Source organism: Streptomyces flavotricini, from assembly GCF_020639365.1.
In the GTDB taxonomy this organism is placed as follows: domain Bacteria; phylum Actinomycetota; class Actinomycetes; order Streptomycetales; family Streptomycetaceae; genus Streptomyces; species Streptomyces flavotricini.
This window is the reverse complement of sequence record NZ_JAINUL010000001.1, coordinates 2569824-2596332: the sequence shown is the minus strand read 5'-3', so window position 1 is coordinate 2596332 and position 26509 is coordinate 2569824. Positions and strand designations below refer to the sequence as shown.

At 70.5% G+C, this 26509-nt stretch carries 19 protein-coding genes; 14 read left to right on the top strand and 5 right to left on the bottom strand.

Translation table 11 applies throughout. The features are described 5' to 3' along the window. Positions 1–22: 22 nt before the first annotated feature. From K7B10_RS11590 to K7B10_RS11565, 6 genes are all read left to right on the top strand, one after another. Complete coding sequence (locus K7B10_RS11590; protein ID WP_229336027.1) at positions 23–1765, top strand: ABC transporter substrate-binding protein; 1743 nt, start codon at positions 23–25, stop codon at positions 1763–1765. 20 nt (positions 1766–1785) lie between these two features. Then, positions 1786–2805: an ABC transporter permease gene (locus tag K7B10_RS11585; RefSeq protein WP_229336026.1), complete on the top strand. Its 1020-nt coding sequence runs from the start codon at positions 1786–1788 to the stop codon at positions 2803–2805. After that, entirely contained in the window at positions 2802–3788 is a 987-nt protein-coding gene (locus K7B10_RS11580) for an ABC transporter permease (protein ID WP_229336025.1), read from the top strand. The genes K7B10_RS11585 and K7B10_RS11580 overlap by 4 nt, the downstream gene beginning before the upstream one ends. Beyond that, entirely contained in the window at positions 3788–4837 is a 1050-nt protein-coding gene (locus K7B10_RS11575; protein WP_229336024.1) for an ABC transporter ATP-binding protein, read from the top strand. Before K7B10_RS11580 ends, K7B10_RS11575 begins: the two co-directional genes overlap by 1 nt. Before the next feature lie 98 nt (positions 4838–4935). Continuing rightward, positions 4936–5871, top strand: a complete 936-nt coding sequence (locus K7B10_RS11570) for an ABC transporter ATP-binding protein (protein ID WP_229344948.1) — start codon at positions 4936–4938, stop codon at positions 5869–5871. Between the two features lie 98 nt (positions 5872–5969). Then, complete coding sequence (locus tag K7B10_RS11565) at positions 5970–6629, top strand: HAD family hydrolase (RefSeq protein WP_229336023.1); 660 nt, start codon at positions 5970–5972, stop codon at positions 6627–6629. Between the two features lie 41 nt (positions 6630–6670). Here the strand turns inward: K7B10_RS11565 and K7B10_RS11560 are convergent, their stop codons facing one another. Further along, complete coding sequence (locus tag K7B10_RS11560) at positions 6671–8743, bottom strand: S9 family peptidase (protein WP_229336022.1); 2073 nt, start codon at positions 8741–8743, stop codon at positions 6671–6673. A gap of 97 nt (positions 8744–8840) precedes the next feature. On the opposite strand from K7B10_RS11560, the gene K7B10_RS11555 reads away from it, so the two are divergent. Then, entirely contained in the window at positions 8841–10397 is a 1557-nt protein-coding gene (locus K7B10_RS11555) for an MFS transporter (protein WP_229336021.1), read from the top strand. Positions 10398–10428: 31 nt separating this feature from the next. On the opposite strand, the gene K7B10_RS11550 is transcribed toward K7B10_RS11555, so the two are convergent. Both K7B10_RS11550 and K7B10_RS11545 read right to left on the bottom strand, forming a co-directional pair. Further along, entirely contained in the window at positions 10429–11832 is a 1404-nt protein-coding gene (locus tag K7B10_RS11550; protein ID WP_229336020.1) for a cytochrome P450, read from the bottom strand. 154 nt (positions 11833–11986) lie between these two features. Beyond that, a complete protein-coding gene (locus tag K7B10_RS11545; protein ID WP_229336019.1) occupies positions 11987–12589 on the bottom strand; it encodes an excalibur calcium-binding domain-containing protein in 603 nt (200 codons plus the stop codon). Between the two features lie 323 nt (positions 12590–12912). On the opposite strand from K7B10_RS11545, the gene K7B10_RS11540 reads away from it, so the two are divergent. Both K7B10_RS11540 and K7B10_RS11535 read left to right on the top strand, forming a co-directional pair. Further along, complete coding sequence (locus K7B10_RS11540) at positions 12913–13149, top strand: hypothetical protein (RefSeq protein ID WP_229336018.1); 237 nt, start codon at positions 12913–12915, stop codon at positions 13147–13149. Between the two features lie 536 nt (positions 13150–13685). Next, the gene (locus K7B10_RS11535) at positions 13686–14951 is read left to right on the top strand and encodes a DNA sulfur modification protein DndB (RefSeq protein WP_229336017.1); all 1266 of its coding nucleotides are present in this window, start codon (positions 13686–13688) and stop codon (positions 14949–14951) included. Between the two features lie 245 nt (positions 14952–15196). Here the strand turns inward: K7B10_RS11535 and K7B10_RS11525 are convergent, their stop codons facing one another. Together K7B10_RS11525 and K7B10_RS11520 are read right to left on the bottom strand one after the other, a co-directional pair. Further along, positions 15197–16726, bottom strand: a complete 1530-nt coding sequence (locus K7B10_RS11525; protein WP_229336016.1) for a helix-turn-helix domain-containing protein — start codon at positions 16724–16726, stop codon at positions 15197–15199. Positions 16727–16871: 145 nt separating this feature from the next. Beyond that, positions 16872–18731 (bottom strand): amidohydrolase, encoded by a 1860-nt coding sequence (locus K7B10_RS11520; protein ID WP_229336015.1) that lies wholly within the window; start codon positions 18729–18731, stop codon positions 16872–16874. A 171-nt stretch (positions 18732–18902) separates the two neighbouring features. Here K7B10_RS11520 and K7B10_RS11515 point away from each other — a divergent pair, with 171 nt between their 5' ends. From K7B10_RS11515 to K7B10_RS11495, 5 genes are all read left to right on the top strand, one after another. Beyond that, positions 18903–19943 (top strand): LacI family DNA-binding transcriptional regulator, encoded by a 1041-nt coding sequence (locus K7B10_RS11515; RefSeq protein ID WP_229336014.1) that lies wholly within the window; start codon positions 18903–18905, stop codon positions 19941–19943. A 199-nt stretch (positions 19944–20142) separates the two neighbouring features. Then, entirely contained in the window at positions 20143–22857 is a 2715-nt protein-coding gene (acnA, locus tag K7B10_RS11510; protein ID WP_308284571.1) for an aconitate hydratase AcnA, read from the top strand. Between the two features lie 305 nt (positions 22858–23162). After that, complete coding sequence (gene ngcE, locus K7B10_RS11505; RefSeq protein ID WP_372481399.1) at positions 23163–24587, top strand: N-acetylglucosamine/diacetylchitobiose ABC transporter substrate-binding protein; 1425 nt, start codon at positions 23163–23165, stop codon at positions 24585–24587. A gap of 22 nt (positions 24588–24609) precedes the next feature. Next, the gene (locus K7B10_RS11500) at positions 24610–25554 is read left to right on the top strand and encodes a carbohydrate ABC transporter permease (RefSeq protein ID WP_030154508.1); all 945 of its coding nucleotides are present in this window, start codon (positions 24610–24612) and stop codon (positions 25552–25554) included. A 13-nt stretch (positions 25555–25567) separates the two neighbouring features. Continuing rightward, positions 25568–26503, top strand: a complete 936-nt coding sequence (locus K7B10_RS11495) for a carbohydrate ABC transporter permease (protein WP_229336011.1) — start codon at positions 25568–25570, stop codon at positions 26501–26503. Positions 26504–26509 lie beyond the last annotated feature (6 nt).

Below are 26509 nucleotides of genomic sequence, written 5' to 3'. Positions count from 1 at the left end.
CGGCCCTTCACTGGAGTGACCCATGACCAAGCGCACCCAACTCGCCCTCGCCACCGCCCTCGTGGCGGCACTCGCACTCGGTGCCTCGGGCTGCTCCGACCCCAAGAAGGGCTCGGCCGGCGCCGGCGCGAGCAACCCCGCCGCCGCCAACAACGGCAAGGCCCTCGGCGGGACCCCCGTCAAGGGCGGGACCCTGACCGTCCTGTCCAACCAGGACTTCGCCCACCTCGACCCCGCCCGCAACTGGGTCATGCCGGCCATGGACTTCGGCACCCGCCTCCTCTACCGCACGCTCGTCACCTTCAAGGCCGAGCCCGGCAAGGGCGGCAGCGAGCTCGTCCCCGATCTCGCCACCGACCTCGGAACCCCCTCCAACGGCGGCAAGACCTGGACCTTCACCCTCAAGGAAGGCGTGAAGTACGAGGACGGATCGCCCATCAAGGCACAGGACATCAAGTACAACGTCGAGCGCTCCTTCGCCCCCGACCTCACCGGCGGCCCCGACTACGCCGCCCAGTACCTGGCCGGCGGCGAGGGCTACAAGGGCCCGCTCCAGGGACAGCACCTCGACTCCGTCAAGACCCCCGACGACCGCACCATCGTCTTCGAACTGAAGCGCCCGGTCGCCGAGTTCTCCGCCACCGCCACCCTCCCCACCTTCGCCCCGGTCCCGCAGTCCCAGGAGAAGGGCACCCAGTACGACGCCCGCCCGTTCTCCTCGGGCCCGTACAAGATCGAGTCGTACGACCGCGACAAGAAGCTCGTCCTCGTCCGCAACGAGCACTGGGACCCGAAGACCGACACCGTCAGAAAGGCCTACCCCGACAAGTTCGTCGTGGTCATGGGCCTCAAGGGCGGCCAGATCGACGACCGGATCATCGCCGGAGAGGGCGCCGACGCCTCCGCCGTCCAGTACATGGACATGCGCCCCGAGAGCGCCCCCAAGGTGCTGCCGAAGCCGGAGGTCAAGGCACGCCTGCTCGCCGAGTCCCAGGGCTGTACCGAGATGCTCTACCTGAACAACTCCCGCGCGCCCTTCAACGACCCCAAGGTCCGCGAGGCCATGCAGTACGCCGTCGACAAGGAGGCGGTGATCACCGCGGGCGGCGGCCCGGCGCTCAACGAGGTCGCCACCGCCTACCTGCCCCCGGCACTCTCCGGCGGCAAGCAGGCCGACACCCTGAAGATCGCCCCGGCGGGAGACGCGGCCAAGGCCAAGGAACTCCTCAAGGCCGCCGGCAAGGAGTCCCTCAAGGTCTCCCTCGCCGTCTCCACCGGTGACAAGGGCAAGGCCGAGGCCATCCAGCAGGGCCTGTCCCGCGTCGGCATCGAGGTCGTCGTCGACACCATCGACCCCGGTGCGTACTACGACGTCATCGGCGACCTCTCCACCACCCCCGACATGACCTTCACCGGCTGGTGCCCCGACTACCCCTCCGGCTCCACCTGGATCCCCTTCGTCTTCGACGGACGCACCATCAAGGAGAAGGGCAACCAGGGCAACAACAGCCAGTTCCGCGACGAGGCCACCATGAAGCGGATCGACGAGATCAATGCCATGGCCGACGCCAAGCAGGCCAACCAGGCCTGGATCGACCTCGACGCCGAGATCATGAAGAAGTCCCCGGCCGTCCCGGTCATGCTGAAGCGCAAGCCGCTGCTCGTCGGCCCCAACATCGCCGGCGCCTACGGCCACCCCGTGTGGACCGGAACCATCGACTACGGCACGGTCGGCCTCAAGGACCCCTCGAAGAGCCAGGGCTGAGGGACACGGACCCCGACACCATGACCACCACCGCACCCGGCGCCGGAGGCGAGGCCGCCAAAACCCCGGCTCCGGCTCCGGCCCAGGCCCCCGGCCGCCCCCCGGCCCCCGCCGCCGAGGACGGTCGCGCCGCGGCGGCCACCGGCAGCAGCCCCTGGCAGCTCGCCCGGCGCGAGCTGCGCCGCCGCCCCGCCGTCCGCGTCAGCCTCGGCGTCGTCCTCCTCTTCGTCCTGATGGCCGCCACCGCACCCTGGCTGGGCGCGCTCGGCGGCTGGTCACCCGAGGAATTCGACAAGAGCGCCATCGACCCCTACCTCGGCGGCCAGCCCCTCGGCTCCCTCGGCGGGATCAGCCCCGACCACTGGCTCGGCGTCGAACCCGTCACCGGCCGCGACCTGTTCGCCCGCGTCGTCCACGGCGCCCAGGTCTCGCTCCTCATCGCCTTCGCCGCCACCGCCATCGTCGTCGTCGCGGGCACCGCCGCCGGGATCGCCGCGGGCTACTTCGGCGGACGCACCGACACGGTCCTGTCCCGCCTCATGGACCTGACCATGTCCTTCCCCTCCCTCATCTTCATGATCGCGATGCTGTCGGTGGCCAAGGACGTCAACAGGATCCTGCTCATGACCGCCGTCATCGGCGTCTTCGGCTGGCCCGGCGTCGCCCGCGTCGTCCGCGGCCAGACCCTCTCCCTCAAACACCGCGAGTACGTGGACGCCGCCCGCGTCGGCGGCGCCGGCTCCTGGCGGATCCTGACCCGCGACATCCTCCCGGGCGTCTCGGGCCCGGTCATCGCCTACACCACCCTGCTCATCCCCGGCATGATCAGCACCGAGGCCGCGCTCAGCTACCTCGGCGTGGGCGTCCGCCCGCCGACCCCGTCCTGGGGCCAGATGATCGCCGAGTCCGTCGCCTTCTACGAGACCGACCCCATGTACTTCGTCATCCCGAGCACCTTCCTCTTCCTCGCGGTCCTCGCCTTCACCCTGCTCGGCGACGCCCTGCGCGACATCCTCGACCCGAGGGGCGGCCGCAGTTGATCCTCTACCTCGCGCGCCGGCTGCTCGCCCTCGCCGGCGTCCTGCTCGCCATCGCCGCCGTCACCTTCGTCATCTTCTACGTCCTGCCCACCGACCCGGCCGCGGCCGCCTGCGGCAAGACCTGCAGCGCCGAACGGCTCGCCGACGTACGCGCGTACCTGGGCCTCGACCGGCCGGTCTGGCGGCAGTTCGCGGACTTCCTCACCGGCATCTTCACCGGCCGCACCCTCGGCACCGGCCAGTACGCCGTCCAGTGCGACTTCCCCTGCCTGGGTTACTCGTACGAGAACTCCCTGCCCGTGTGGGACCTGCTGATGGACCGCCTCCCGGTCTCCGCCTCCCTCGCCGTCGGCGCCGCCGCGCTGTGGCTGCTCCTCGGCCTCGGCGCCGGGGTCACCGCCGCCCTGCGCAAGGACACCGCCACCGACAAGGCCCTGATGGTCGGCGCGGTCGCCGCCGCCTCACTGCCCGTCTACTTCACCTCCGTGATGCTCATCTACGGGGTCATCCGGGTCGCCGGGCTGCTGCCCTACCCCACCTACCAGGCCTTCACCGACAACCCGCTCGCCTGGGCGGCCAACCTGCTGCTGCCCTGGACCGCGCTCGCCCTGCTGTACGCGGCCATGTACGCCCGCCAGAGCCGCGGCTCGATGATCGAGGCGATGGCCGAGCCGTACATCCGTACCGCCCGCGCCAAGGGCATGCCCGAGCGCACGGTCGTCGTCAAGCACGGGCTGCGCTCCGGGATGACCCCGATCCTCACCATCTTCGGCATGGACCTCGGCGGACTGCTCGCCGGCGCCGTCATCACCGAGTCCATCTTCGGACTCCCGGGCATCGGGCGGCTGTTCTACGGGGCCCTGGTCAGCTCGGACCAGCCGGTGGTCCTCGGGGTCACCCTGCTCGCCGCCTTCTTCATCGTCGTCGCCAACCTCGTCGTCGACCTCCTGTACGCCGTCATCGACCCGAGGGTGAGGTACTGATGGGAGCCCCCTTGCTGGAGGTGCGCGACCTGCGCGTCACCTTCGCCACCCCGCGCGGCCCCGTACGGGCCGTCGACTCGCTCGCCTTCACCGTCGAGACCGGGCGCACCCTCGGCATCGTCGGCGAATCCGGATCCGGCAAGTCCGTCACCTCGCTCGCCGTCATGGGCCTGCACCGGGGCGCCGAGGTCGGCGGTTCCATCGCGCTCGCCGGGCAGGAGCTCACGGGCCTGTCCGAGAAGGAGCTGTCCCGGCTGCGCGGCCGGAAGATGGCCATGATCTTCCAGGACCCGCTGTCCAGCCTGCACCCCTACTACACGGTCGGCGAGCAGATCGCCGAGCACTTCCGCGTGCACTTCAAGGCCGGCCGGGCCGCGGCGCGCAAGCGGGCCGTCGACATGCTCGGCGAGGTCGGCATCCCCGAACCGGCCCGGCGGGCGGGGGAGTACCCGCACCAGTTCTCCGGCGGCATGCGCCAGCGCGCGATGATCGCCATGGCCCTGGCCTGCGAACCCGACCTGCTGATCGCCGACGAGCCCACCACGGCCCTGGACGTGACGGTGCAGGCGCAGATCCTGGAGCTCATCGCGCGCCTCCAGCAGGAGCGCGGCCTCGGCGTGGTGATGATCACCCACGACCTGGGGGTCGTCGCCCGCGTCGCCCACGAGGTGCTGGTCATGTACGGCGGCCGGGCCGCAGAACAGGCCTGTGTCGACGAGCTGTTCGCCGACCCGGCGCATCCTTACACCCGGGGGCTGCTCGACTCGTTGCCCCGGCTCGACGACGCCGACGACGAGCCGCTGCGCGCGATCCCCGGCTCCCCGCCCTCCCTGCTCACGCCCGGCCCGGGATGCGCGTTCGCCCCGCGGTGCGGCCTCGCCGCCGCGGGCACCCCGGACCAGCGCGGCCGCTGCGCCACCGAACGCCCCGAACTGCGGCCCCGCGGAGCCGGCCCGCGCGCCGCCGCGTGCCATTTCGCGGGGGCCGGTGCCCCGGCGTCCGCACCGACCGCACCGTCCACGGCGACCGCTCCGGAGGCGACCCGATGACCGTAGAGGCCCGCCGCCCGGACACCGCCGCCCGGGCGGAGGGGGCCGGGACGGCCCCGGCCCCCTCCGGGCCGCTGCTCTCCGTACGCGACCTGACCATGACCTTCCCCGGCAGACGCTCCGCGTCCGGGCGCCGGGGGGCGCCCGTGCGCGCCGTCGACGGGGTCTCCTTCGACCTCGCGGCCGGCGAAACCCTCGGCCTGGTCGGGGAGTCGGGCTGCGGGAAGTCCACCACCGGCCGGATGCTGGTGCGGCTGCTGGAGCCCACGTCCGGAAGCATCACCTTCGACGGACGCGACATCACGAGGCTGTCGCAGCGCGGTCTCCGTCCGCACCGGCGCCACCTCCAGATGGTCTTCCAGGACCCGCACTCCTCCCTCAACCCCCGCCAGACGGTGGCCCGGATCATCTCCGACCCGCTGCTCGTGCAGGGCTGGTCCGCCTCCGACGCGCGCCGCCGGGCGGCCGAGCTGATGGACCTGGTCGGGCTGATCCCGGAGCACATCGACCGCTACCCGCACGAGTTCTCCGGCGGCCAGGCCCAGCGCATCGGGATCGCCCGCTCGCTGGCCACCAGCCCCCGGCTGATCGTCGCCGACGAGCCGGTCTCCGCCCTCGACGTCTCCGTACAGGCACAGATCGTCAACCTGATGGAGCGGCTGCGCCGCGAACTGGACCTGGCGTACGTGTTCATCGCGCACGACCTGTCCGTGGTCAAACGGGTCAGCGACCGGGTCGCCGTCATGTACCTCGGCCGGATCGTCGAGATCGGCGAGAAGCGCGCCCTGTACGAGAGCCCCCAGCACCCTTACACCCGGGCGCTGTTGTCCGCCGTACCGCTGCCGGACCCGGCGGCGGAGCGGCGGCGCGAGCGGATCGTGCTGCTCGGCGACCCGCCGAGCCCGGCCGCCCCGCCCCCGGGCTGCACCTTCCACCCGCGCTGCCCGAAGGCGCAGGACGTCTGCCGCACGGACCGCCCGCTGCTGCGGATCGCCGCCTCCCGCGAGGTGGCCTGCCACTTCCCCGGTGACTGACGGGGATCCAGGGGAAGAAGGAGGACCCCGGGCCGACACGATCGGCCCGGGGTCCTCCCGCTGTCCGCGCGGCGCCGCGCCGATGGCATGATCACGACGTGATCAGCGAAACCACCCGGCCGGGCCCCGTGAAATTCGTCCTCTTCGACGTCGACGGCACATTGATCGATGCGGTGGCGAACCAGCGCCGGGTCTGGGCGGCGTGGGCGCAGCGCCACGGACTCGACCCCGACGAGGTGCACCGCGTGGCACTGCGGACCCGCCCCCTGGAGACCTTCGCGGAGGTGGCGCCCGGGCGGGACCCGCAGGCGTGCCTGGCCGCGCTGCACGAACTGGAGGACGAGGACGTCCGCTCCGGTGTCTACGCCGCCTTCCCCGGTGCCCCCGAGCTGCTGACCGGCCTGCCCGCCGGAAGCTGGGCCCTGGTGACCTCGAACTACGAGCACCGGGTGCGCGGGCGGTTCGCCCGGACCGGACTGCCGGTTCCGGGCGTGCTCGTGGACGCCGGGGCCGTGGCCGAGGGCAAGCCGTCGCCGGTCCCGTACCTGCTGGCGGCGGAGCGCCTCGGTGCGAGGCCGCAGGACTGCCTGGTCGTCGAGGACGCGCCGACCGGGGTCGAGTCCGGGCTGCGGGCCGGCATGACGGTGTGGGCGGTCAACACACCGGCCCCGGTGGACGGGGCGCACCGCCACTTCGCGAGCCTGCACGAGGCGGCGCCCGCGATCCTCGCCTTCGCGGCGGGATCGCCCACGGCTTAGGGCCCCCGGGGCCCGTCAGGTCCCGTGTCCGGGCGCGCCCCTCAGGCCAGTTCGCGGCGGAAGAACTCAAGCTCCAGCGCGGTGATCTTCTCGCGGGTCCCGTTCGGGGTCATGTGCGTGACCCCGGGGAGGGCCAGGAGCTGGTGGGGACGGCCCGCGTCGGTCAGCGCCCGCGAGAGCCGCAGGGTGTGCGAGGGGTGGACGTTGTCGTCGGCCAGGCCCGTGATCAGCAGCAGCGGCCGGGCCAGGTTCGGGGCGTCGGGGAGCAGCGAGTCCCGTTCGTAGACGTCCGGGTGGTCCTGGGGGAGGCCGAGGTACCGCTCCGTGTACGCCGTGTCGTACTGGCGGAAGTCGGTCGGCGCCGCTCCGGCGGCCGCCGCGTGGAAGACGTCCGGACGGCGCAGCACCGCCATCGCGGAGAGGTACCCGCCGTACGACCAGCCACGCACCCCGACCCGGCCGAGGTCCAGGTCGGGGTGGCGGTCGGCGAGCGCGTGCAGGGCCGCGACCTGGTCGTCCAGCGTGACCTCGGAGAACCCGCGGTACATGGCGTGCGTGAAGGAGGGGGACACGTACGGGGTTCCGCGGTTGTCGACGGTCACGACCGCGAAGCCCCGGTCGGCCCACCACTGGCGCTGCTGCCAGCGGCGCGGCTCGGCGCAGACGTCCTGGTAGCCGGGGCCGCCGTAGCTGTCCATCAGCACGGGCAGCCGCCGGCCGGGGACGTGGCCGCGGGGGAGCACGAGCGCCGTGGGGACGCCGTGTTCGGTGACCCGCTCCAGTACCGGGACCACCCGGTGGGGCAGCGGCGCGGACAGGTCGCCGGGTGTGGACCGGCGCCCGTCGGCGGTGTGCACGGTCCGCCGGATCCCGTCGGCGTCGGCGCTGGTCAGCAGCAGGGCCCCGGCCGAGGCCTGGACGCCGTGCACCCCGGGTCCGTCGGCGAGCGCAGTCAGCTCACCGGTGGCGGGGTCGAGGAGCAGCACCTGCTGCTCGGCGGGGTCGCGCTGCCCGGCCTCGATCAGCAGCCGGCCCTGGTGGATGCCGGCCACCCGGCGGACCTGGATCCCGCTTCCGGTCAGCAGTTCCCCGTCCACGGCGAGGGCGCGGGCGGCGCCGCCGGGGGTGTCGGCGGCGGTGAGCATCCGCCCGTCGGGGAGCCGGGCCGGGGTGCCGGGCAGCAGAGGGTCGACCCAGTGGGGGTGCTCGGTGCGCGACAGCTCCCGGGTGCGGCCGGTGGCCGGGTCGGCGGTGAGCAGCAGCACGTTCTGCTGGAGCCGGTCCTGGACGGTCAGCAGGATCTCCGTCCGCGACTCCCAGTCGGCGTCGGAGACGTACGGGTACGCCGCCGCGTCCCAGTCGAGCCGTACCCGGGGGCCCTCCGGGCCGAGGACCCACAGCTGGACCTCGGCGTTGGGACCGCCCGCCTCGGGGTACGCGAAGTCCTCGGCCGGGAGCTCGGGGTGCGCGGGATCGGCGAAATGGCGCCGCTGGAGGGCGGTTTCGTCCACGCGGGCGGCCAGCAGGGTCTCCCCGTCGGGGGACCACCAGTGGCCCCGGTCCCGGCCCAGCTCCTCGGCGGCGGCGAACTCCGCGAGGCCCCAGCGGGCCCCGTCGGCGGGGCTGATCCGGCCGCCGGGGTGGGTGTGGAGGGCGTCGCCGGTGACGTACGCGGTGCGGGAGCCGTCGGCGTTGGGGCGCGGGTCGAGGGCGGGCCCGGCGGCCGGGATCTCCTCGGCCGGCTGCGCCTTCCCCTCGGCGAGCCCCTCGCAGCTCACCCGGTACAGCCGCCCGTAGAGCGGGAACACGGCGCTGAGGCCGTCGCCGGAGAGCGCGTACGAGCCGATCCCGGCGGCCACGAGCCGGGTCCGCTCCCGCAGCCGGCGCTCGGCGACCGGCAGGGTGCCCGGCTCGGGGGACAGCTCGCGGGGGTCGGCGAGCCGGGTCTCGGTGCCGGTGGCGGTGTCCAGGACCCAGAGGCTGTCGAAGGCGTCGGTGGGGCCGGTGGAGCGGAGGAACCAGAGCAGCCTGCCGTCGTCCCCGAAGGAGAACGCGCGCGGGGCGCCGTACGTGAAGCGGCCGGTGCTCGCGGAGAGCCTGAGGAAGTCATCCATGATCGTAGTGTGTCATGTGAAATGGCACACTGTACATGTCATGCAGCCTAGGCCATTCGAGTGGTGTACCCCCCGCACCGGGTTTAGCGTCGAAAAGGTGGACGAGAACGCAACGCCGACCGGTGGCGGGACAGACGGCGAACACGGCAGGGTCCGAGGAAGCGGCAACGGCCTCGCCCTGTTCGTCATCGCGTCCTGCCAGCTCATGGTCGTTCTCGACATCACCATCGTGAACATCGCGCTTCCGCACATCCAGACCGCCCTCGGCTTCTCCACCGAAAGCCTGTCCTGGGTCGTCAACGCCTACACCCTCACCTTCGGCGGACTCCTCCTCCTCGGCGGGCGCACCGGCGACATCCTCGGCCGCAAACGCGTGTTCATCTTCGGCATCCTGCTCTTCGGGCTGGCCTCGCTGCTCGGCGGCCTCGCACAGAACGAAGGCCAGCTGATGGCCGCCCGGGCGCTGCAGGGCGTCGGCGCCGCCATCGCCTCCCCGACGGCCCTGGCCCTGATCACCACCACGTTCCGGGAAGGCCCGGCACGCAACCGGGCGTTCGGCGTGTTCGCCGCCGTATCGGCGGGCGGCGGCGCGATCGGACTGCTGGCCGGCGGCGTTCTCGTCGAATGGCTGGACTGGCGCTGGGTGCTCTTCGTCAACGTCCCGATCGCCGTGGCCATCGCGGTGATGGCCGCGCGGGTCATCCGCGAGTCCGAACGCCACCCCGGACACTTCGACCTCGCCGGCGCGCTGCTGTCCACCCTGGGCATGGTCGCCCTCGTCTACGGCTTCATCCGCGCCTCCCAGGAGGGCTGGACCGACCCCGTCACCCTCGGATCGTTCGGGGCGGCCGTGGTCCTGCTCCTGCTGTTCTTCCTCAACGAGCGGCGCTCGCCGCAGCCGATCACCCCGCTGCACATGTTCGCCGACCGCAACCGGGCCGGCTCGTACGGCATCATGCTCTTCCTCGCCTGCGCGATGTTCGGCATGTTCTTCTTCCTGACCCTGTTCGTGCAGAACGTGCTGGGCTTCAGCCCGATCCAGGCCGGCCTCGCGTTCCTGCCGGTGAGCGCGGTCATCGCCGTCGGCGCGGGCATCACGTCCCAGCTGCTGCCCAGAGTCGGGCCCAAACCCTTCATGGTGGCGGGCGCCCTGTGTTCCGCGGCCGGCCTCGCCTGGCTGACGCAGACCGACGTCCACTCGACGTACCTCGGCAGCATCCTGGGCCCGGTGCTCGTGTTCAGCCTCGGCATGGGCATGCAGTTCGTCTCGCTGACCCTGATGGCCCTGTCCAACGTCGCCGACCGGGAGTCGGGCGCGGCGTCCGGACTGCTCAACACCACGCAGCAGGTGGGCGGATCGCTCGGACTGTCGATCCTGGTCACGGTCTTCGGAACGGCCAGCCGCAACGAGGCCCACGATCAGGTCCCGGTCTTCCTGAGCCAGGCCAACCCGGCCCAGAAGGCCCTCTTCCTGCGCACCGGACAGCTCCCGGACCCGTGGGGCGACCAGGTGCTCACCTCCGGCGCGAGCGCCGCGTTCATCGTCGCGGCCTGCTTCGCCCTGGTCGCCGCGCTCATCGCCCTGTTCGTGATCCAGGTCCGCCCCTCGGACCTGGAACGCCTCAAGGGAAACCACACGCCGGCGGCGGTCTGACGCCGAGGGGGAGCCGGCCGCCCGAGGCCGGCTACGCCTCGGCGGCCGGCTCCACCTCGGCGCCGCGGATCCGGCAGCGGATCGGGCCCTCCGCCCGGAGGGTGATCCCGGCGGTGACGGGGACGTCGGTGTCCACGGCCTCGAACTCGTACGCGCGCAGGATCATCGCCAGAGCGATCACCGACTCCAGCATCGAGAAGTGCTGCCCGATGCAGGCGCGCGGGCCGCCGCCGAACGGGAACCAGGCGTAGCGGGGGCGGCCGGCCTCCGCCTCCGGAGTGAAGCGGTCCGGGTCGAAGCGGTCCGGGTCCGGCCAGTGGCGGGGGTCGCGCTGGGTGACCCACGGGGCCACGATCACGTTCGCGCCCGCAGGGATGGTCAGGCCGCCGACCTCGGTGGCCGCGACCGCGCTGCGGCCGATGACCGGGGCCGCCGGGTAGAGCCGCATCGCCTCCTTCAGGACCTGCGTGAGGTACGGGAGCCGGTCCAGGTCGGCGGCCTGGGGCGTACGGTCGCCCAGGACGCGGGAGATCTCCGCGCGGGCCCGCGCCTGCTGCTCGGGGTGGCGGGCCAGCAGGTGCAGAGAGAAGGCGAGCGAGGTGGCGGTCGTCTCGTGCCCGGCGAGCAGGAAGATCAGCACCTGGTCGCGCAGCTCGGCGGCGTCGAACTCCCCGTCGTCGGTGCCGGAGGCGGCGGCGAGCAGGCTGAGCAGATCCTCGCCCCCGGCCGTACCGCCGGCGCGCCGGGCGGCGATGATGGCGTCGCACGCCGCGTACAGCTCGTCCATCGCGGCGGCCGCCCGCTTGTTGCCCGGGGTGGGCCAGTTGCGCGGGAAGTTGGCGGGGGAGTAGCCGCGGCGCAGCACGTACTCCGTGATGACCGGAAAACACCGGTCGACGACGTCGACGGTGGCCTCGACATCGGTGCCGAAGAGGATGCGGGCGACCGCGCGCAGCGCGAGCCGCATCATCTCCTCGCCGACGTCGACCACCGCGCCGGGGGCCCGCTCCCAGCCCGCGACGACGGCCCGGGTCTCGGCGGCGACGGCTCCGGCGTAGCCGTCGACCCGGCGCTTGGTGAACAGCGGCTGGACGAGCCGCCGCTGGCGCAGGTAGTCCTCGTCCTGGCTGGTCAGCAGTCCGTTGCCGAAGGAGTCCCGGATCTCCTGGTAGAAGGTGTTGTCCTTGCGGAAGTTGGCCGAGTCCGAGGCCAGGACCTGCTGCGCGCCCTCGGCGGAGAACACGCAGTAGAGCTCCGCGCGCAGCCCGGGCGGGCCGGCGGTGATCCGTACGACGTCGCCGTGCCGGTGCCGGGCGCGCAGGTACGTTCCGAGCGAGTCCGATTTCAGGTCGAAGAGGGAGCCGAGCAGCGGCACCCCGCCGAGCGTCGGAACCTCCGTACCGCTTCCGGATTCCGCCCCTGTTTCCACTGCCATGGCCGCCCCCTCGACACCGCCCGCTACCGACGCGCCCGATTCTGCCCGCCCCGCTGCCGCCGCGCCGAGGACATCGGAGCAGACCGACCGGATCCAGCCGCACGGCTGCACGCCCGACCGGGCGCGCACGGCCGCACGGCCGGCCGGGGACGGGCTACTTGTCGCAGGCGATGCCGTCCTGGTCCTTGTCGAGGGCCGAGCGGTACCCGGGCTGGCCGCGCCGCATCGGCGCCGCCCCGGCAGCCCTGGCATCGGCGCAGGTCTTGTAGTACGCGCTGCTCCCCGCCCCGCTGCCGCCCGTGTCGCCGCCGGTGGAGCCGCCGTCGGTCGGGGGCGAGGTCTTCGGCTTCGGGACGGCGGGAGTCGCGCTCGCCGCCGGGGCCTTGGACGGGACGAGGACCGCGCCGGCCTTGTCCGGGCAGGGCCGGCCGGGCGCGACGAGGGAGAGCTCGACGGTGGACGCCTGCTCCACGGGGGCACCGGCCGCCGGGGTCTGGAAGCAGACCGCCCAGCCCGCGTGGTCGGAGGCCAACGGTACGTCGGAGTAGGCGCTGCGCACCTCGACGGGCTTGCTGACCAGCTTCTTTACGGCGGCTCCGGCATCGGCGAACTTCTGCCCGACGAAGGAGGGCATGGCGGCCGCACTGGCCGAGGGCGAGGCGTTGACACCCGAACCGGCCCCCACCGCACCCGCCTTCGGCGCCGGCCCCTCGCACCCGCTCCCGAGCACGACCACCGCCCCCAGGACCGCTGCCACACCGAACCCCCGACGACGCACCATGAATGACCCCCCAAGATCAACACTCCGCGGAACCGCCGCAGCGTACGCGGGTCACCCACCCCGAACGAAGCACTTTCCCGCCAACTTCACCCCGCCCAGCGCGAAGCCCGCCGGGCCATACCGGGACGGGACACCTCCCGGCGGACACCGAGCCACCTCCCCCGACCGCATCCAGGCCGTCCGGTGCGGCGCTAGCAGGTCTCCACGTAGGCGACGGTGCCCGCTCTGCGGGCTGAGTCGATCTCCTTGAGGCGGGCGAAGTTGCCGGGCGTCATGATGGCCTCCCACTCGGCCGCGGTGTGGACGCGGAACCCGGTGTGCTCGGCGGGGTCGAGGACGATGCCGCCGATCTGTTCGTCGGTGAGCGTGCCGCCGTCGAAGATGAAGCCGATGTGGTTCGCGGGCCACTCCTCGCCTCGGTGGCGGATGAAGTGCGTGCCCAGCAGCTTCGGTTCCCGGCCGCGCCCGCCCTCGCTGATGTCACCCGCAGAGGTCAGCTCGTAGGGTCCGGCAGCCAGGTCACCGCTTTTTCCTGAGCTTCCTCATCTTGGCTTCGGCTTCCTTCTTCTTCCGCTGCGCCACTCCATAAGCGGACCGCGGCCCCTGATGCCTGGCGCACCGCGAGCTACCTGTGACCGCTTTGTTCCGGCACCGGGTGCCTTCCTGCGTCGGAGCCCCGCACGTCGGCTGCGTCATCGTCCCGCCCCTCTACGGTCATCTCCCCAACCGGTCGGACAAGGGGATGCTTCCAGCGTCGGACTGAGCTGGGGAGGCGCAGACCACGCGGACAGAAGCACGAACGGGACACAGCTCCTGGGGGGCGATCCTCCGGCATTGCGTGAGCAGGTCAGAGCATTCCGCATGGGGCGTCGCGACCGTGCGTCGTCTTGTTATTGCGCCACCCAGAGCGATCATAAGAAATCGCCAATGATCGATAGTGAATACTTGTGCTCAATACCTACCTGCTTGGCTTTCAAATTAAGAAATTACTAGATGTGGGGGCGGCTTAGTTCTACGCTCCGCTTGTTGTCGCGCCAAACAAGAGCGTGGCTGATCCCATTGGGGGGATTTCATGAGCATCACCGTGGACCCTCTGCGGCTGTCCAAGCCGCAGGACTCCAGCACCTATCTAGCCATCAAGACGCCTCAGGGCGGACGGATCGTCTACAGCGTGCGGGTGCCGCTGCTGGACCTCCCGACCATCCTCCCCGTTCCCGACCCGGACAACGTCGACAAGGACAACCGTAAGGTCGATCGCCTCCACGCCAAGCACTTCGGCGAGTATCTCGACACGAAGCAGGATTGGGTTGCCCCAGCCCTTCTGGCACGCGACGGCGGTGGTTGCACCTTCGAGAAGTTGGACGATCAGGGTGCCGTCGGCTACCTCACCGTCCCGTGGGCGATCGGCGGCATTTCCTCGTTGCGGACCATTGACGGCCAGCATCGCGTGCTCGGCGTCGCCATCGAGAAGCAGCGCATCACTGACGCCATCTCTGCCGTGGACCGCGAGGTGGCCCGTAAGGTCAGCCCGGAGAAGGCAGCGAAGCTTGACGGGGAGCGCAACGAACTCATCGGCCAGATGAACCGCTTGAAGGCCGAGTACGTCGGTCTGGACATCTATGTGGAGCCCGACCCCATCAAGGCCCAGCAGATGTTCGTGGACGTCGCAGACAATGCCAAGGGCATCAGCAGCGCCGTGCGCGCCCGCTTCGACAGTTACAAGGTTGCCAACCGTACCCTGTCCGACGTGATCGACCACCCGCTGCTGAGGGGCAGGGTCGACGCCGAGCAGGACCGCATGACGCTCAAGAACCCCAACTTCATGGGGGCCAAGCACGTTGCCGACATCACACGCGCCGTCATCGCCGGCGCTGGCGGGCGGATCAGCAAGAAGGCCGAGCAGACTCTCACCGATGGCGAGGTGATCGAGCAGGTCAAGGACTTCCTCGACGTGATCTCCAATGCCTTCACCGACCTCGCTGCCCTCACGGAGGACGACCCCGAAGCTGAGCGTCGGCCTGGAGACCTCACCATGGCTCAAGAGGTGCGCCGTACCTCACTGCTCGGCTCGGTGGGCATGCTCCGGGTCCTCGGCGGCGTGTTCCGTGAGCTTCGGGCGGGCGAGAACCCGGTCGAGCTCGACGATGTCACTGACTTCTTCAAGCGTCTCGACGCACATATGGGTGCGCCGGTGCCTGAAACCAGTATCTGGCGCACCACCGCGGCGAACGTCGACTTCGAGCCGAACGCGGCCGCGCCGATCATGCGTACCCAGAATATCGTCCACCTGGTGAGCGTCATCACAAGCTGGTACAAGAAGGCCCCTGCCGCACTGTAGCTGTCAGGTCGACAGCGGGCGCCGCCCAACTCCCCTCTCATGTGAGGGCGAACGTCAAGGGCCTGTCCGAGTACCTCGGGCACGGCGATCCGGGGTTCACCCTGCGGACCTGTACGCACCTCGTGCCCAACAGCCAGGCACGCGCGCGAAGGGCCGTCGACGGGGTCTTCCGCGGGGGCGGAGACACCGGCGACGGCCCACGGACGGCCCAGGAGGACGGGAAAGCATCCTGACCTGCGGCGTACTTAAATGTCCCGGAAGATTTCGATCTGGGCGCCTACCGAGTTGAGGCGTTCCGCGAGTTCTTCGTAGCCGCGGTTGATGACGTAGACGTTGCGCAGGACCGAGGTGCCTTCGGCCGCCATCATCGCCAGCAGGACGACCACCGCCGGGCGCAGGGCCGGCGGGCACATCATCTCCGCCGCGCGCCAGCGCGTCGGGCCCTCGACCAGGACGCGGTGGGGGTCCAGGAGTTGGAGGCGGCCGCCGAGGCGGTTGAGGTCCGTCAGGTAGATGGCGCGGTTGTCGTACACCCAGTCGTGGATCAGCGTCTGGCCCTGGGCCACGGCCGCGATGGCCGCGAAGAACGGGACGTTGTCGATGTTCAGCCCGGGGAACGGCATCGGGTGGATCTTGTCGATCGGGGCTTCGAGCTTCGACGGGCGGACCGTCAGGTCGACCAGGCGGGTACGGCCGTTGTCCGCCGTGTACTCCGCCGAGCGGTCGTGGTCGAGGCCCATCTCCTCCAGTACCGCGAGCTCGATCTCCATGAACTCGATCGGGACCCGGCGGATCGTCAGCTCCGACTCCGTGACCACGGCGGCGGCGACCAGGCTCATCGCCTCGACCGGGTCCTCGGAGGGGGAGTAGTCCACGTCCACGTCGATGTTGGGGACGCCGTGCACCGTGAGGGTCGTCGTGCCGATGCCGTCCACGCGCACGCCGAGTGCCTCCAGGAAGAAGCACAGGTCCTGGACCATGTAGTTGGAGGAGGCGTTGCGGATGACCGTGGCGCCGTCGTGGCGGGCGGCGGCCAGCAGCGCGTTCTCGGTGACCGTGTCCCCGCGCTCGGTCAGCACGATCGGGCGGCCGGGGGAGACGCCCGCTTCGACCTCGGCGTGGTAGATGCCCTCGGTCGCCGTGATGTCCAGGCCGAAGCGGCGCAGGGCGATCATGTGCGGCTCGATGGTGCGGGTGCCGAGGTCGCAGCCGCCGGCGTACGGCAGACGGAACTGGTCCATCCGGTGCAGCAGCGGACCCAGGAACATGATGATGCTCCGGGTGCGGCGCGCCGCGTCCGCGTCCATGGCGTCCATGTCGAGGCGGGCCGGCGGGACGATCTCCAGGTCCACGCCCTCGTTGATCCAGCGGGTGCGGACGCCGATGGAGTTCAGGACTTCGAGGAGCCGGTAGACCTCCTCGATGCGGGCGACGCGGCGCAGCACCGTACGGCCCTTGTTGAGCAGCGAGGCGCACAGCAGCGCCACGCAGGCGTTCTTGCTCGTCTTGACGTCGATGGCGCCGGACAGCCGGCGGCCGCCGACGACCCGCAGGTGCATCGGGCCGGCGTAGCCCAGAGAGACGATCTCGCTGTCGAGAGCTTCACCGATTCGGGCGATCATCTCAAGGCTGATGTTCTGATTGCCGCGCTCGATCCGGTTCACGGCGCTCTGGCTGGTGCCCAGTGCGTCCGCGAGCTGACTCTGCGTCCAGCCACGGTGCTGCCGGGCGTCACGGATGAGCTTGCCGATGCGTACGAGGTAGTCGTCTGCCATGGATGCACCGTATCTCAGATATGAGATGGCTCCTGCGTCGGGTGTGGCAGACGGGTGTTACCGACCGTCAGATCCACTGATGGTCGGTTCCACCCGACTCTCCGCGCATCACTTCAATTGCGGACATCCACCACCATTGAGTGGGTTAGTGGGCGCAATTGTGGTGGCGGCCGCCGTGCACCGCCGCGTACGTCGACGGGCGCGGTCCGGACACCGCCCGGGCCGCCCGCGCCGCCGCGGCCCGGCCCGCCGCCGAGTCCGCGTCGTGCACCGCCCGGCCGCCGACCAGGGTCATCCGTACGCCGGTCCCGCTGATGTCGGCCACCGGACAACGGGTCACATCCCGGTCCAGCAGCACCAGGTCGGCTGCTTTGCCCACCTCCACCGTCCCCGTCAGCCCCTCCTGCCTCAGCTGCCACGCAGTCCCGGCGGTGTGCATCCGCAGCACCGAACCGCGGCTCAGCCCCTCCAGCTTCCGGTACAGCTCGCCCGTCCCGTACGCGCCCTGCCGGTCGATCGCGGTCCGCAGCTGGTTCCACACCTGGAGGGCGTCCACCGGCCAGTCCGAGCCGCCGGTCAGCCGGGCCCCCGCCCGCTCCAGGCTCAGCGCCGGGTACATCCACCGGTGGCGCTGCGGACCGATGTAGGGGAGCAGCGCGTCCATGGTCCAGGTGTCCTGCGCCGCCCACTGGAGCTGCATGCACGCCGCGACGCCCAGCTGCGCGAAACGCCGCAGGTCCGCCGGGTCCACGATCTGCAGGTGGGCGATCGCGTTGCGCGCGTCGCGCTGCCCGGTCACCCGGCGGGCGTACGCGTACCCGTCCAGAGCGGTCCGCACCGCCCGGTCTCCGAGCCCGTGGGCGTGCAGCTGCCAGCCGGCCTTGTTGAACGCGGCCGTCAGGCGGCCGTAGTCGGCCGCCGAGGTGTAGAGCTCGCCCCGGTTCGCCGTGGGCTTGCCGTTCCCGTCCAGGTACGGCTCCAGCAGCGCGGCCGTCTGTGCCGGGTACTCGATGACCCCGTCCAGGAACACCTTGACCATCCCGAACCGCAGGCCGCGTACCCCCTCGAACTCCTTCCGCAGCCCGCGCGCGTACGCCAGCGCGGCCGCCGGGTCCTTGGTCTGTCCGGCGTCGAGCCGGATCGCCGGCACGATCCGCTGCGGCAGTTTCCCGGCCGCCGCCAGGGCCTGGTAGAGCTCCAGCTCGTGCCGCCCGACCAGGGCGTCCATCATCGTGGTGACCCCGGAGGCGGCCGCCAGCTCCAGCACCTTGGCGCAGGCCGCGACCAGTTCGGCCCGCGAGGGCTCCGGGATGTGCCGCTTCACCAGGTCCTGCGCGTCGTCCTTCAGGACACCCGTCGGCTGCCCGTCCGCCCCCTTCACGATCCGGCCGCCGACCGGATCCGGGGTGGACGCCGTGATCCCGGCGATGTCCAGGGCCCGCCGGTTGACCCAGAGGTTGTGCCCGTCGCCGCCGACCAGCGCGACCGGTCTGCGGGTGGCCAGCGCGTCCAGCATCGAGTGGTGCGGCACGCTCCCGGTCGGCAGCAGCCCGACCGGGTTCCAGTCCTCCACCACCAGCCAGCGGTCCGGCTCCGCGTCCGAGCCCCCGGTGTCGGCGAGGAAGCCGGCCAGCAGCTCCCGCAGCTCGGGCAGCGTGGTCTCCGCCCCCTCCAGCGAGGGCCGCAGCGACCGGTCCCCGGCGCCCAGCGGGTGCACGTGACCGTCGTGGATGCCGCTCATCACCGTGTTCCCGCGGGCGTCGACGACCTCGGTGTCCCGCCCGATGTGCCGGCGCACCGCCGAACCGCTCCCGGTGGCCAGGATCTTCCCGTCCCGCCCGACCGCGACCGCCTCGACCGGCGCCCCGCCGCCCGCGGTCCCGGTGAACACCCGGGCGCCGTGGATCACCAGGGCCGCCGAGCCGCGCGAGCCGGAGACGGAGCCGGTCGCGGCGGCCGCTGCCGCGGGCGCCGCGCCCCGCCGCGCCCAGCAGGCCGGCCGCACCCGCCGCCCCGACGGCCCCGAGCAGGCCCCGCCGGGAGAGGGGTGAGGAGAAGGAAGCAGAGGTCATGGCCACTCCAAACGTCGGTGTGGCCAGGACACTGTTTGATTAACCCCTTAACCAGAACCCGCCGCCGCCGACGAAATCCGCACCGCCGTCCGTACGATGACCCCGTGCCCGGCCCCGGACCGACCATCGCCGACATCGCGCGCGCCGCGGAGGTGTCCACCGCGACCGTCTCGCACGCGCTGGGCGGCACCGGCCGCGTCGGCGAGTCCACCCGCCGCCGGGTCCGCGAGGTGGCGGCCGCCCTCGGCTACAGCGCCCGCCGTGGCCCCCGCACCCGCACGCTCGGCCTCGCCGTCACCACGTACGCGGGCTCCGCCTGGAACTACGTCGAGATCGCCTACTTCTCCCGGCTGCTGACCGCCGCCACCGCGGCCGCCCACGCCCGCGGCTACGCCCTCACCCTGCTGCCCGCCGACCGCGGCGCCGAGCCGCTGTGGCACACCCTCGCCGTCGACGGGATGCTGCTCCTCGACAGCCCGGCCGGCGATCCGGTGCTCCGGGCCCTGCGGGCCCGTGGCCTGCCGGTGGTCTTCGACGGCCGGCCCCCGGACCCGCGGGCCGGGGACGTGTGGGTGGACAACGACCACGAGGCCACCACCCGCGAGGTCCTCGACCACCTCGCGGCGGCCGGGGCCACGCGGATCGCGCTGCACTCCGCGTACGGCCGCGAGTACTACACCGGGGCCGTCACCTCGGCCTACGCCCGCTGGTGCGCCGAGCGCGGAGTGGCCGAGCAGATCGTCCCCTTCGACCCCGAGGACGCCCAGGGCCACGCCTTCGACCCCGTCTTCGCCGGACCCGGCCGCACCCGCCCCGACGCCGTGTACTGCGTGTACGACCCCGGCGGCCGCCAGGTGCTGGCCGCCGCCGCCCGGCACGGGCTGCGGATACCGCACGAGCTGCTGCTCGTCTGCGCGAGCGAGGACCCCGCGTACGCGGCGGGCGACCCGCCGGTGAGCACCGTGAGCCTGCGCCCGGAGGTGATCGGGGAGAGCGCCGTCGCCGCACTGGTCGCGCTGCTGGAATCCCCGGAAGGGGCCGAGCCGGGCCAGCTGACCGTCCCGGCCGCGCTGACCGTGCGTACGTCCTCCCGTTCGGGGCCGTACACGGCGCCCCGCGCGGCTCCGGGCACGCCGTCGCTGTGATCTGCCCCATGCCGTGCATGACCAGGGCGCGGCAATGCACTAGAGTTATCTCGACATCGAGATATCTGCCGAAGGCGTACCGCAGCCGCCCCTGCTGGTAAGGCTCACCTAACTTAGCCTTACCTTAGCGGATTGGCCACAGGGCGTGGCGGCAGGATTGCGGTAAAACGCGCGAATTTCATGCATGAAGGAGACTGTCGTGTCGGCGAACAGCTTCGACGCCCGCAGCACGCTGCAGGTGGGCGACGAGTCGTACGAGATCTTCCGGCTGGACAAGGTTGAGGGCGCTGCCCGCCTTCCCTACAGCCTGAAGGTGCTGCTGGAGAACCTGCTCCGCACCGAGGACGGCGCGAACATCACCGCCGACCACATCCGGTCGCTCGGGAACTGGGACTCGCAAGCCCAGCCCAGCGAGGAGATCCAGTTCACGCCGGCCCGCGTGATCATGCAGGACTTCACCGGCGTCCCCTGCGTCGTGGACCTCGCCACCATGCGCGAGGCCGTGAAGGCGCTCGGCGGCGACCCGGCGAAGATCAACCCGCTCTCGCCGGCCGAGATGGTCATCGACCACTCGGTCATCGCCGACAAGTTCGGCACGAAGGACGCCTTCGCGCAGAACGTCGAGCTGGAGTACGGCCGCAACAAGGAGCGCTACCAGTTCCTGCGCTGGGGCCAGACCGCCTTCGACGACTTCAAGGTCGTCCCCCCGGGCACCGGCATCGTCCACCAGGTCAACATCGAGCACCTGGCCCGCACGGTCATGGTCCGGAACGGCCAGGCGTACCCCGACACCCTCGTCGGCACCGACTCGCACACCACCATGGTCAACGGCCTCGGCGTGCTGGGCTGGGGCGTCGGCGGCATCGAGGCCGAGGCCGCGATGCTCGGCCAGCCGGTCTCCATGCTGATCCCGCGCGTCGTGGGCTTCAAGCTGACCGGCGAGCTGCCGACCGGCACCACCGCCACCGACCTCGTGCTGACGATCACCGAGATGCTGCGCAAGCACGGCGTCGTCGGCAAGTTCGTCGAGTTCTACGGTGAGGGCGTCGCCGCCACCTCGCTCGCGAACCGCGCCACCATCGGCAACATGTCGCCGGAGTTCGGCTCCACCGCCGCGATCTTCCCGATCGACGACGAGACGCTGAAGTACCTGCGCCTGACGGGCCGCGACGCCCAGCAGGTCGCCCTGGTCGAGGCGTACGCCAAGGAGCAGGGCCTGTGGCTGGACCCGGCCGCCGAGCCGGACTTCTCCGAGAAGCTGGAACTCGACCTCTCCACGGTCGTCCCCTCCATCGCCGGCCCGAAGCGCCCGCAGGACCGCATCGTCCTCGCCAACGCCTCCCAGCAGTTCGCCCTGGACGTGCGCAACTACGTCGAGGACGACGACGAGGCGGGCAAGGAGTCCTTCCCGGCCTCCGACGCCCCGGCCACCGCCAACGGCGTGCCGACCCGCCCGACCCGGGTCACCCTGGCCGACGGCACCTCCTTCGAGATCGACCACGGCGCCGTCACCGTCGCCGCGATCACCTCCTGCACCAACACCTCGAACCCCTACGTCATGGTCGCCGCGGCGCTCGTGGCCAAGAAGGCGGTCGAGAAGGGCCTGACCCGCAAGCCGTGGGTCAAGACCACCCTGGCCCCGGGTTCGAAGGTCGTCACCGACTACTTCGACAAGGCCGGCCTGACCCCGTACCTCGACAAGATGGGCTTCAACCTCGTCGGGTACGGCTGCACCACCTGCATCGGCAACTCCGGTCCGCTGGACGAGGAGATCTCGAAGGCGATCAACGAGCACGACCTCGCGGTCACCTCGGTGCTCTCCGGCAACCGCAACTTCGAGGGCCGGATCAACCCCGACGTCAAGATGAACTACCTGGCCTCCCCGCCGCTGGTCGTCGCGTACGCCATCGCGGGCTCCATGAAGGTGGACATCACCAAGGACGCCATCGGCACCGACACCGAGGGCAAGCCGGTCTTCCTCCAGGACATCTGGCCCTCCGAGGCCGAGGTCAACGACGTCGTGGCGAACGCCATCGGCGAGGACATGTTCAGCAAGTCCTACCAGGACGTCTTCGCGGGCGACGCCCAGTGGCAGGCGCTGTCGATCCCGACCGGCAACACGTTCGAGTGGGACCCGCAGTCCACCTACGTCCGCAAGCCCCCTTACTTCGAGGGCATGACGATGGAGACCACCCCGGTCTCCGACATCGCCGGCGCGCGCGTGCTGGCGAAGCTGGGCGACTCGGTCACCACCGACCACATCTCCCCGGCCGGTGCGATCAAGGCCGACACCCCGGCCGGCAAGTACCTCACCGAGCACGGCGTCGAGCGCCGCGACTTCAACTCGTACGGTTCCCGCCGCGGCAACCACGAGGTCATGATCCGCGGTACCTTCGCCAACATCCGCCTGCGCAACCAGATCGCGCCGGGCACCGAGGGCGGCTTCACCCGCGACTTCACGGTCGAGGGCGCACCGGTCTCCTTCATCTACGACGCCTCCCAGAACTACCAGGCCGCCGGCATCCCGCTGGTCATCCTGGCGGGCAAGGAGTACGGCTCGGGCTCGTCCCGCGACTGGGCCGCCAAGGGCACCGCGCTGCTCGGCGTCAAGGCGGTCATCGCCGAGTCCTACGAGCGCATCCACCGCTCGAACCTGATCGGCATGGGCGTGCTCCCGCTGCAGTTCCCGGAGGGTGCCTCGGCCGCCTCCCTGGGCCTCACCGGCGAGGAGACCTTCTCCTTCACCGGTGTGGAGGAGCTGAACAACGGCACCACCCCGCGCACCGTCAAGGTCACCACCGACACCGGTGTCGAGTTCGACGCGGTCGTCCGCATCGACACCCCCGGTGAGGCGGACTACTACCGCAACGGCGGCATCATGCAGTACGTGCTCCGCAACCTCATCCGCGGCTGAGTTCCGCAGCGGCACCAAGGGCCGTATCCCCGTCAAGGGGGTACGGCCCTTCCGCTTTTTCCGGCCGGGGTCAGGTTTCGGGGAGGTCTCAACTCGGAAAAGCTGACGGACAACCGTGTGCATGATCTTGCTCACATGAACGGAAGTGGACTATACCTGTGCCTCGTCCGGATCATCGCGTTACGAGCGGCACCGGACCCGGGGGATGGCGGAGACCTGCGGTGATGTCCGTATGCGCGGTGACCACGGGCATGCGTCGGTTCCCGGCCCTCCTTCACACTTCTGACGAAGGCGAGGACATGAGCATGGGATCCACTGGTGAGGGCATCGGCCGCCGTGACCTGATCAAGCGCTCCGCGGCACTGGGACTGATCTCGGTGCCCACGATGAGCTTCCTGTCCGCCTGCGCCTCCGGCGGCGAGGACACCACGAAGGGGCCGGACAAGGGTGCGGTGACCAAGGAGAACCCGTTCGGCGTCGCCAAGGGCGGCAAGCTCGACGTCGTCGTCTTCAAGGGCGGGTTCGGCGACGACTACGCGAAGGCCTGGGAGGCCGCCTTCGACAAGAAGTGGGGCACCACCAGCTCCCACCTGGGCACCCAGGAGATCGCCGCCAAGCTCCAGCCCCGCTTCAACGGGGGCAACCCGCCGGACGTCATCGACGACTCCGGCGCCCAGCAGATCAAGGTCGACGTCCTCGCCAAGGGTGGCCAGCTCGCCGAGCTCACCGCCGTGCTCGACGCGCCCTCGCTCGACGACCCGGCCAAGAAGGTCCGGGACATGCTCATCCCCGGCACCGTGGAACAGGGCACCCAGGGCGGCAAGTTCGTCGCCCTCTACTACGTCTACACCGTGTTCGGCTTCTGGTACTCCGGCAAGCTCTTCAAGGAGAAGGGCTGGGCCGAGCCGAAGACCTGGGACGAGTTCCTGGACATCTGCACCAAGGCCAAGGCCGCCGGCATCGGCGGACTCGCCCACCAGGGCAAGTTCCCGTACTACATCAACGTCGTCATCATGGACCTGATCGCCAAGAAGGGCGGTCTGGAGGCCATGAAGGCGATCGACAACCTGGAGCCGAACGCCTTCGAGGGCAACCCCGCCGCCCTCGCCGCCGTCGAGGCGGTCTACGAGGTCGTCGAGAAGGACCTGCTGATGGCCGGCACCAACGGCCTCACCCACACGGAGTCCCAGACCGCCTGGAACCAGTACAAGGCGGCCTTCATCCCCTCCGGATCCTGGCTGGAGAACGAACAGCTCAAGCAGACCCCGGACGACTTCGACATGAAGTTCCTGCCGGTGCCGACCCTCGCCGACAGCAAGCTGCCCTTCGAGGCCATCCGGGCAGGCGCCGGCGAGCCCTTCATCGTCCCGGAGAAGGCCGCCAACAAGGCCGGCGGCCTGGAGTTCCTCCGCTCGATGCTGTCCCGCGAATGGTCGACCCTCTTCGCCCAGCAGGCGAACTCCCTCACCGTGGTCAAGGACGGCGTCGACCCGAACGTCAAGCTGCGCCCGGGCACTGCCTCGGCCGTCGCGGCCGTCAAGACGGCCGGGACGAACACCTTCAACTACCTGTACCCCGACTGGTACAGCGAGATGGACACCGAGATCCAGAACGCGTCCAATGAGCTGATGGCCAAGCGGATCCAGCCAAAGGAATGGATCAAGCGGGCCCAGGCTGCGGTAGACAAGGCTGCCAAGGACCCGAACGCCAAGAACAACCACCGCAGCTGACATCGTCCAAGGGGCGCACACCATGAGCCAAGTAGCCCAGGGCAAGGGAAGGATCGGCTTCATCGCCGGCTTCCTCATCCTGCCGCTCGCGCTGTACCTGACTTTCGTCATCTGGCCGTACATTCAGACGTTCGGCTACTCCTTCACCAACTGGTCGGGACAGTCGCCCACGTTCGACTTCGTCGGCCTGGACAACTACTCCGCACTGATGAAGGACGAGGTCTTCCGCGGAGCCCTGTGGCACAACCTGCTGCTCCTGGTGTTCGTCCCGACCATCACCATCCTGCTGGCCCTCTTCTTCGCCTTCATGGTGAACGCGGGAGGGCGCAGCGGGGCGGGCGGGGTCCGCGGCGTCCGCGGCTCCTCCGTCTACAAGATCGTCTACTTCTTCCCGCAGGTGCTGTCCCTCGCCATCCTCGCCGTGCTGTTCGGCGCGGTGTACCGCAGCGACGAGGGCGGCCTGCTGAACGGGTTCCTCACCAAGCTGGGCCTGGTGGACCCGGCCCACCCCGTCGAATGGCTCAACCAGCCGAACCTCGTGCTGTGGTGCCTGCTGCTGGTGGTGGTCTGGCACGGGGTCGGCTTCTACCTGGTCCTCTTCTCGGCCGCCATGCAGTCCGTGCCCAAGGACATCTACGAGGCCGCCCTGCTCGACGGAGCCGGGCGCGCCCAGACCTTCCTCAAGGTCACGCTGCCCCTGCTGTGGGACTCCGTACAGACCTCCGCGGTCTACCTGGGCATCGCTGCCATGGACATGTTCGTGCTGGTGTCGACCATGACTTCCGGCCAGTTCGGCGGCGGGCCCGACCACCACAGCGAGGTCATGGCCACGGTGCTGATGCGCAACTTCCTCTACTTCGGCAAGAGCGGCTACGCCTGTGCCATGGGCGTGGTCATGCTCGTCCTGACCATGATCCTCTCCGTCGTCACGCTGCGTGCCACCCGCCGCGAGCGCATCGAGTTCTGAGAGGAGATCCCCGATGACTGCAGAGTCCACGGTAATCAAGGCGCCGGGCGAGGCCCCGTCCGAGCGGTCCGGCGGCAGCGGCCGCCCCAAGGAGGGTGCCAAGAGCGCCTCCGACGGCATGGTGCTGAACGTCTTCTCCCACGGGTTCCTCGCCGTCTGGGCGATACTGATCGTCCTGCCCCTGATCTGGCTGGCGCTCGGCTCGTTCAAGACCGACGCCCAGATCGGCGGCTCGGCCCTCAGCTGGCCGTCCAATTGGCACTTCGACGCCTTCACCCGGGCCTGGGACAAGGGCATCGGCGACTATTTCGCCCACACGCTGATCGTGATGGTGTTCTCGGTCCCGCTGACCATGCTGCTCGGCTCGATGGCGGCGTACGTCCTGGCCCGCTACCCCTTCCCGGGGAACCGGCTCTTCTACTACTTCTTCGTCAGCGGGGCCATGTTCCCGGTGTTCCTGGCGCTGGTCCCGCTGTTCTTCATGGTCAAGCGCCTGGACATGCTCAACACGTACCAGGGTCTGATCCTGGTGTACGTGGCCTACTCGATGCCCTTCACCGTCTTCTTCATGCACTCGTTCTTCCGCACGCTGCCGACGGCCGTGCACGAGGCGGCGGTGATCGACGGGGCCTCCGACACCCGGATCTTCTTCCAGGTGATGCTGCCGATGGCCAAGCCCGGCCTGATCAGCGTCGGGATATTCAATGTCCTGGGCCAGTGGAACCAGTACATCCTGCCCTCCGTGCTGATGCAGCCGCAGACCGGATCGGACCCCGAGCGCTACATGCTCACCCAGGGCCTGATCCAGCTGCAGTACCAGATGGGGTACGAGACGGACCTGCCGGTCCTGTTCGCCGGCGTGACCATCGCGATGATCCCGATGCTGGTGGTCTACCTGTCCTTCCAGCGGCAGATCCAGGCCGGTCTGACCTCGGCCACCCTCAAGTAGCGCCCC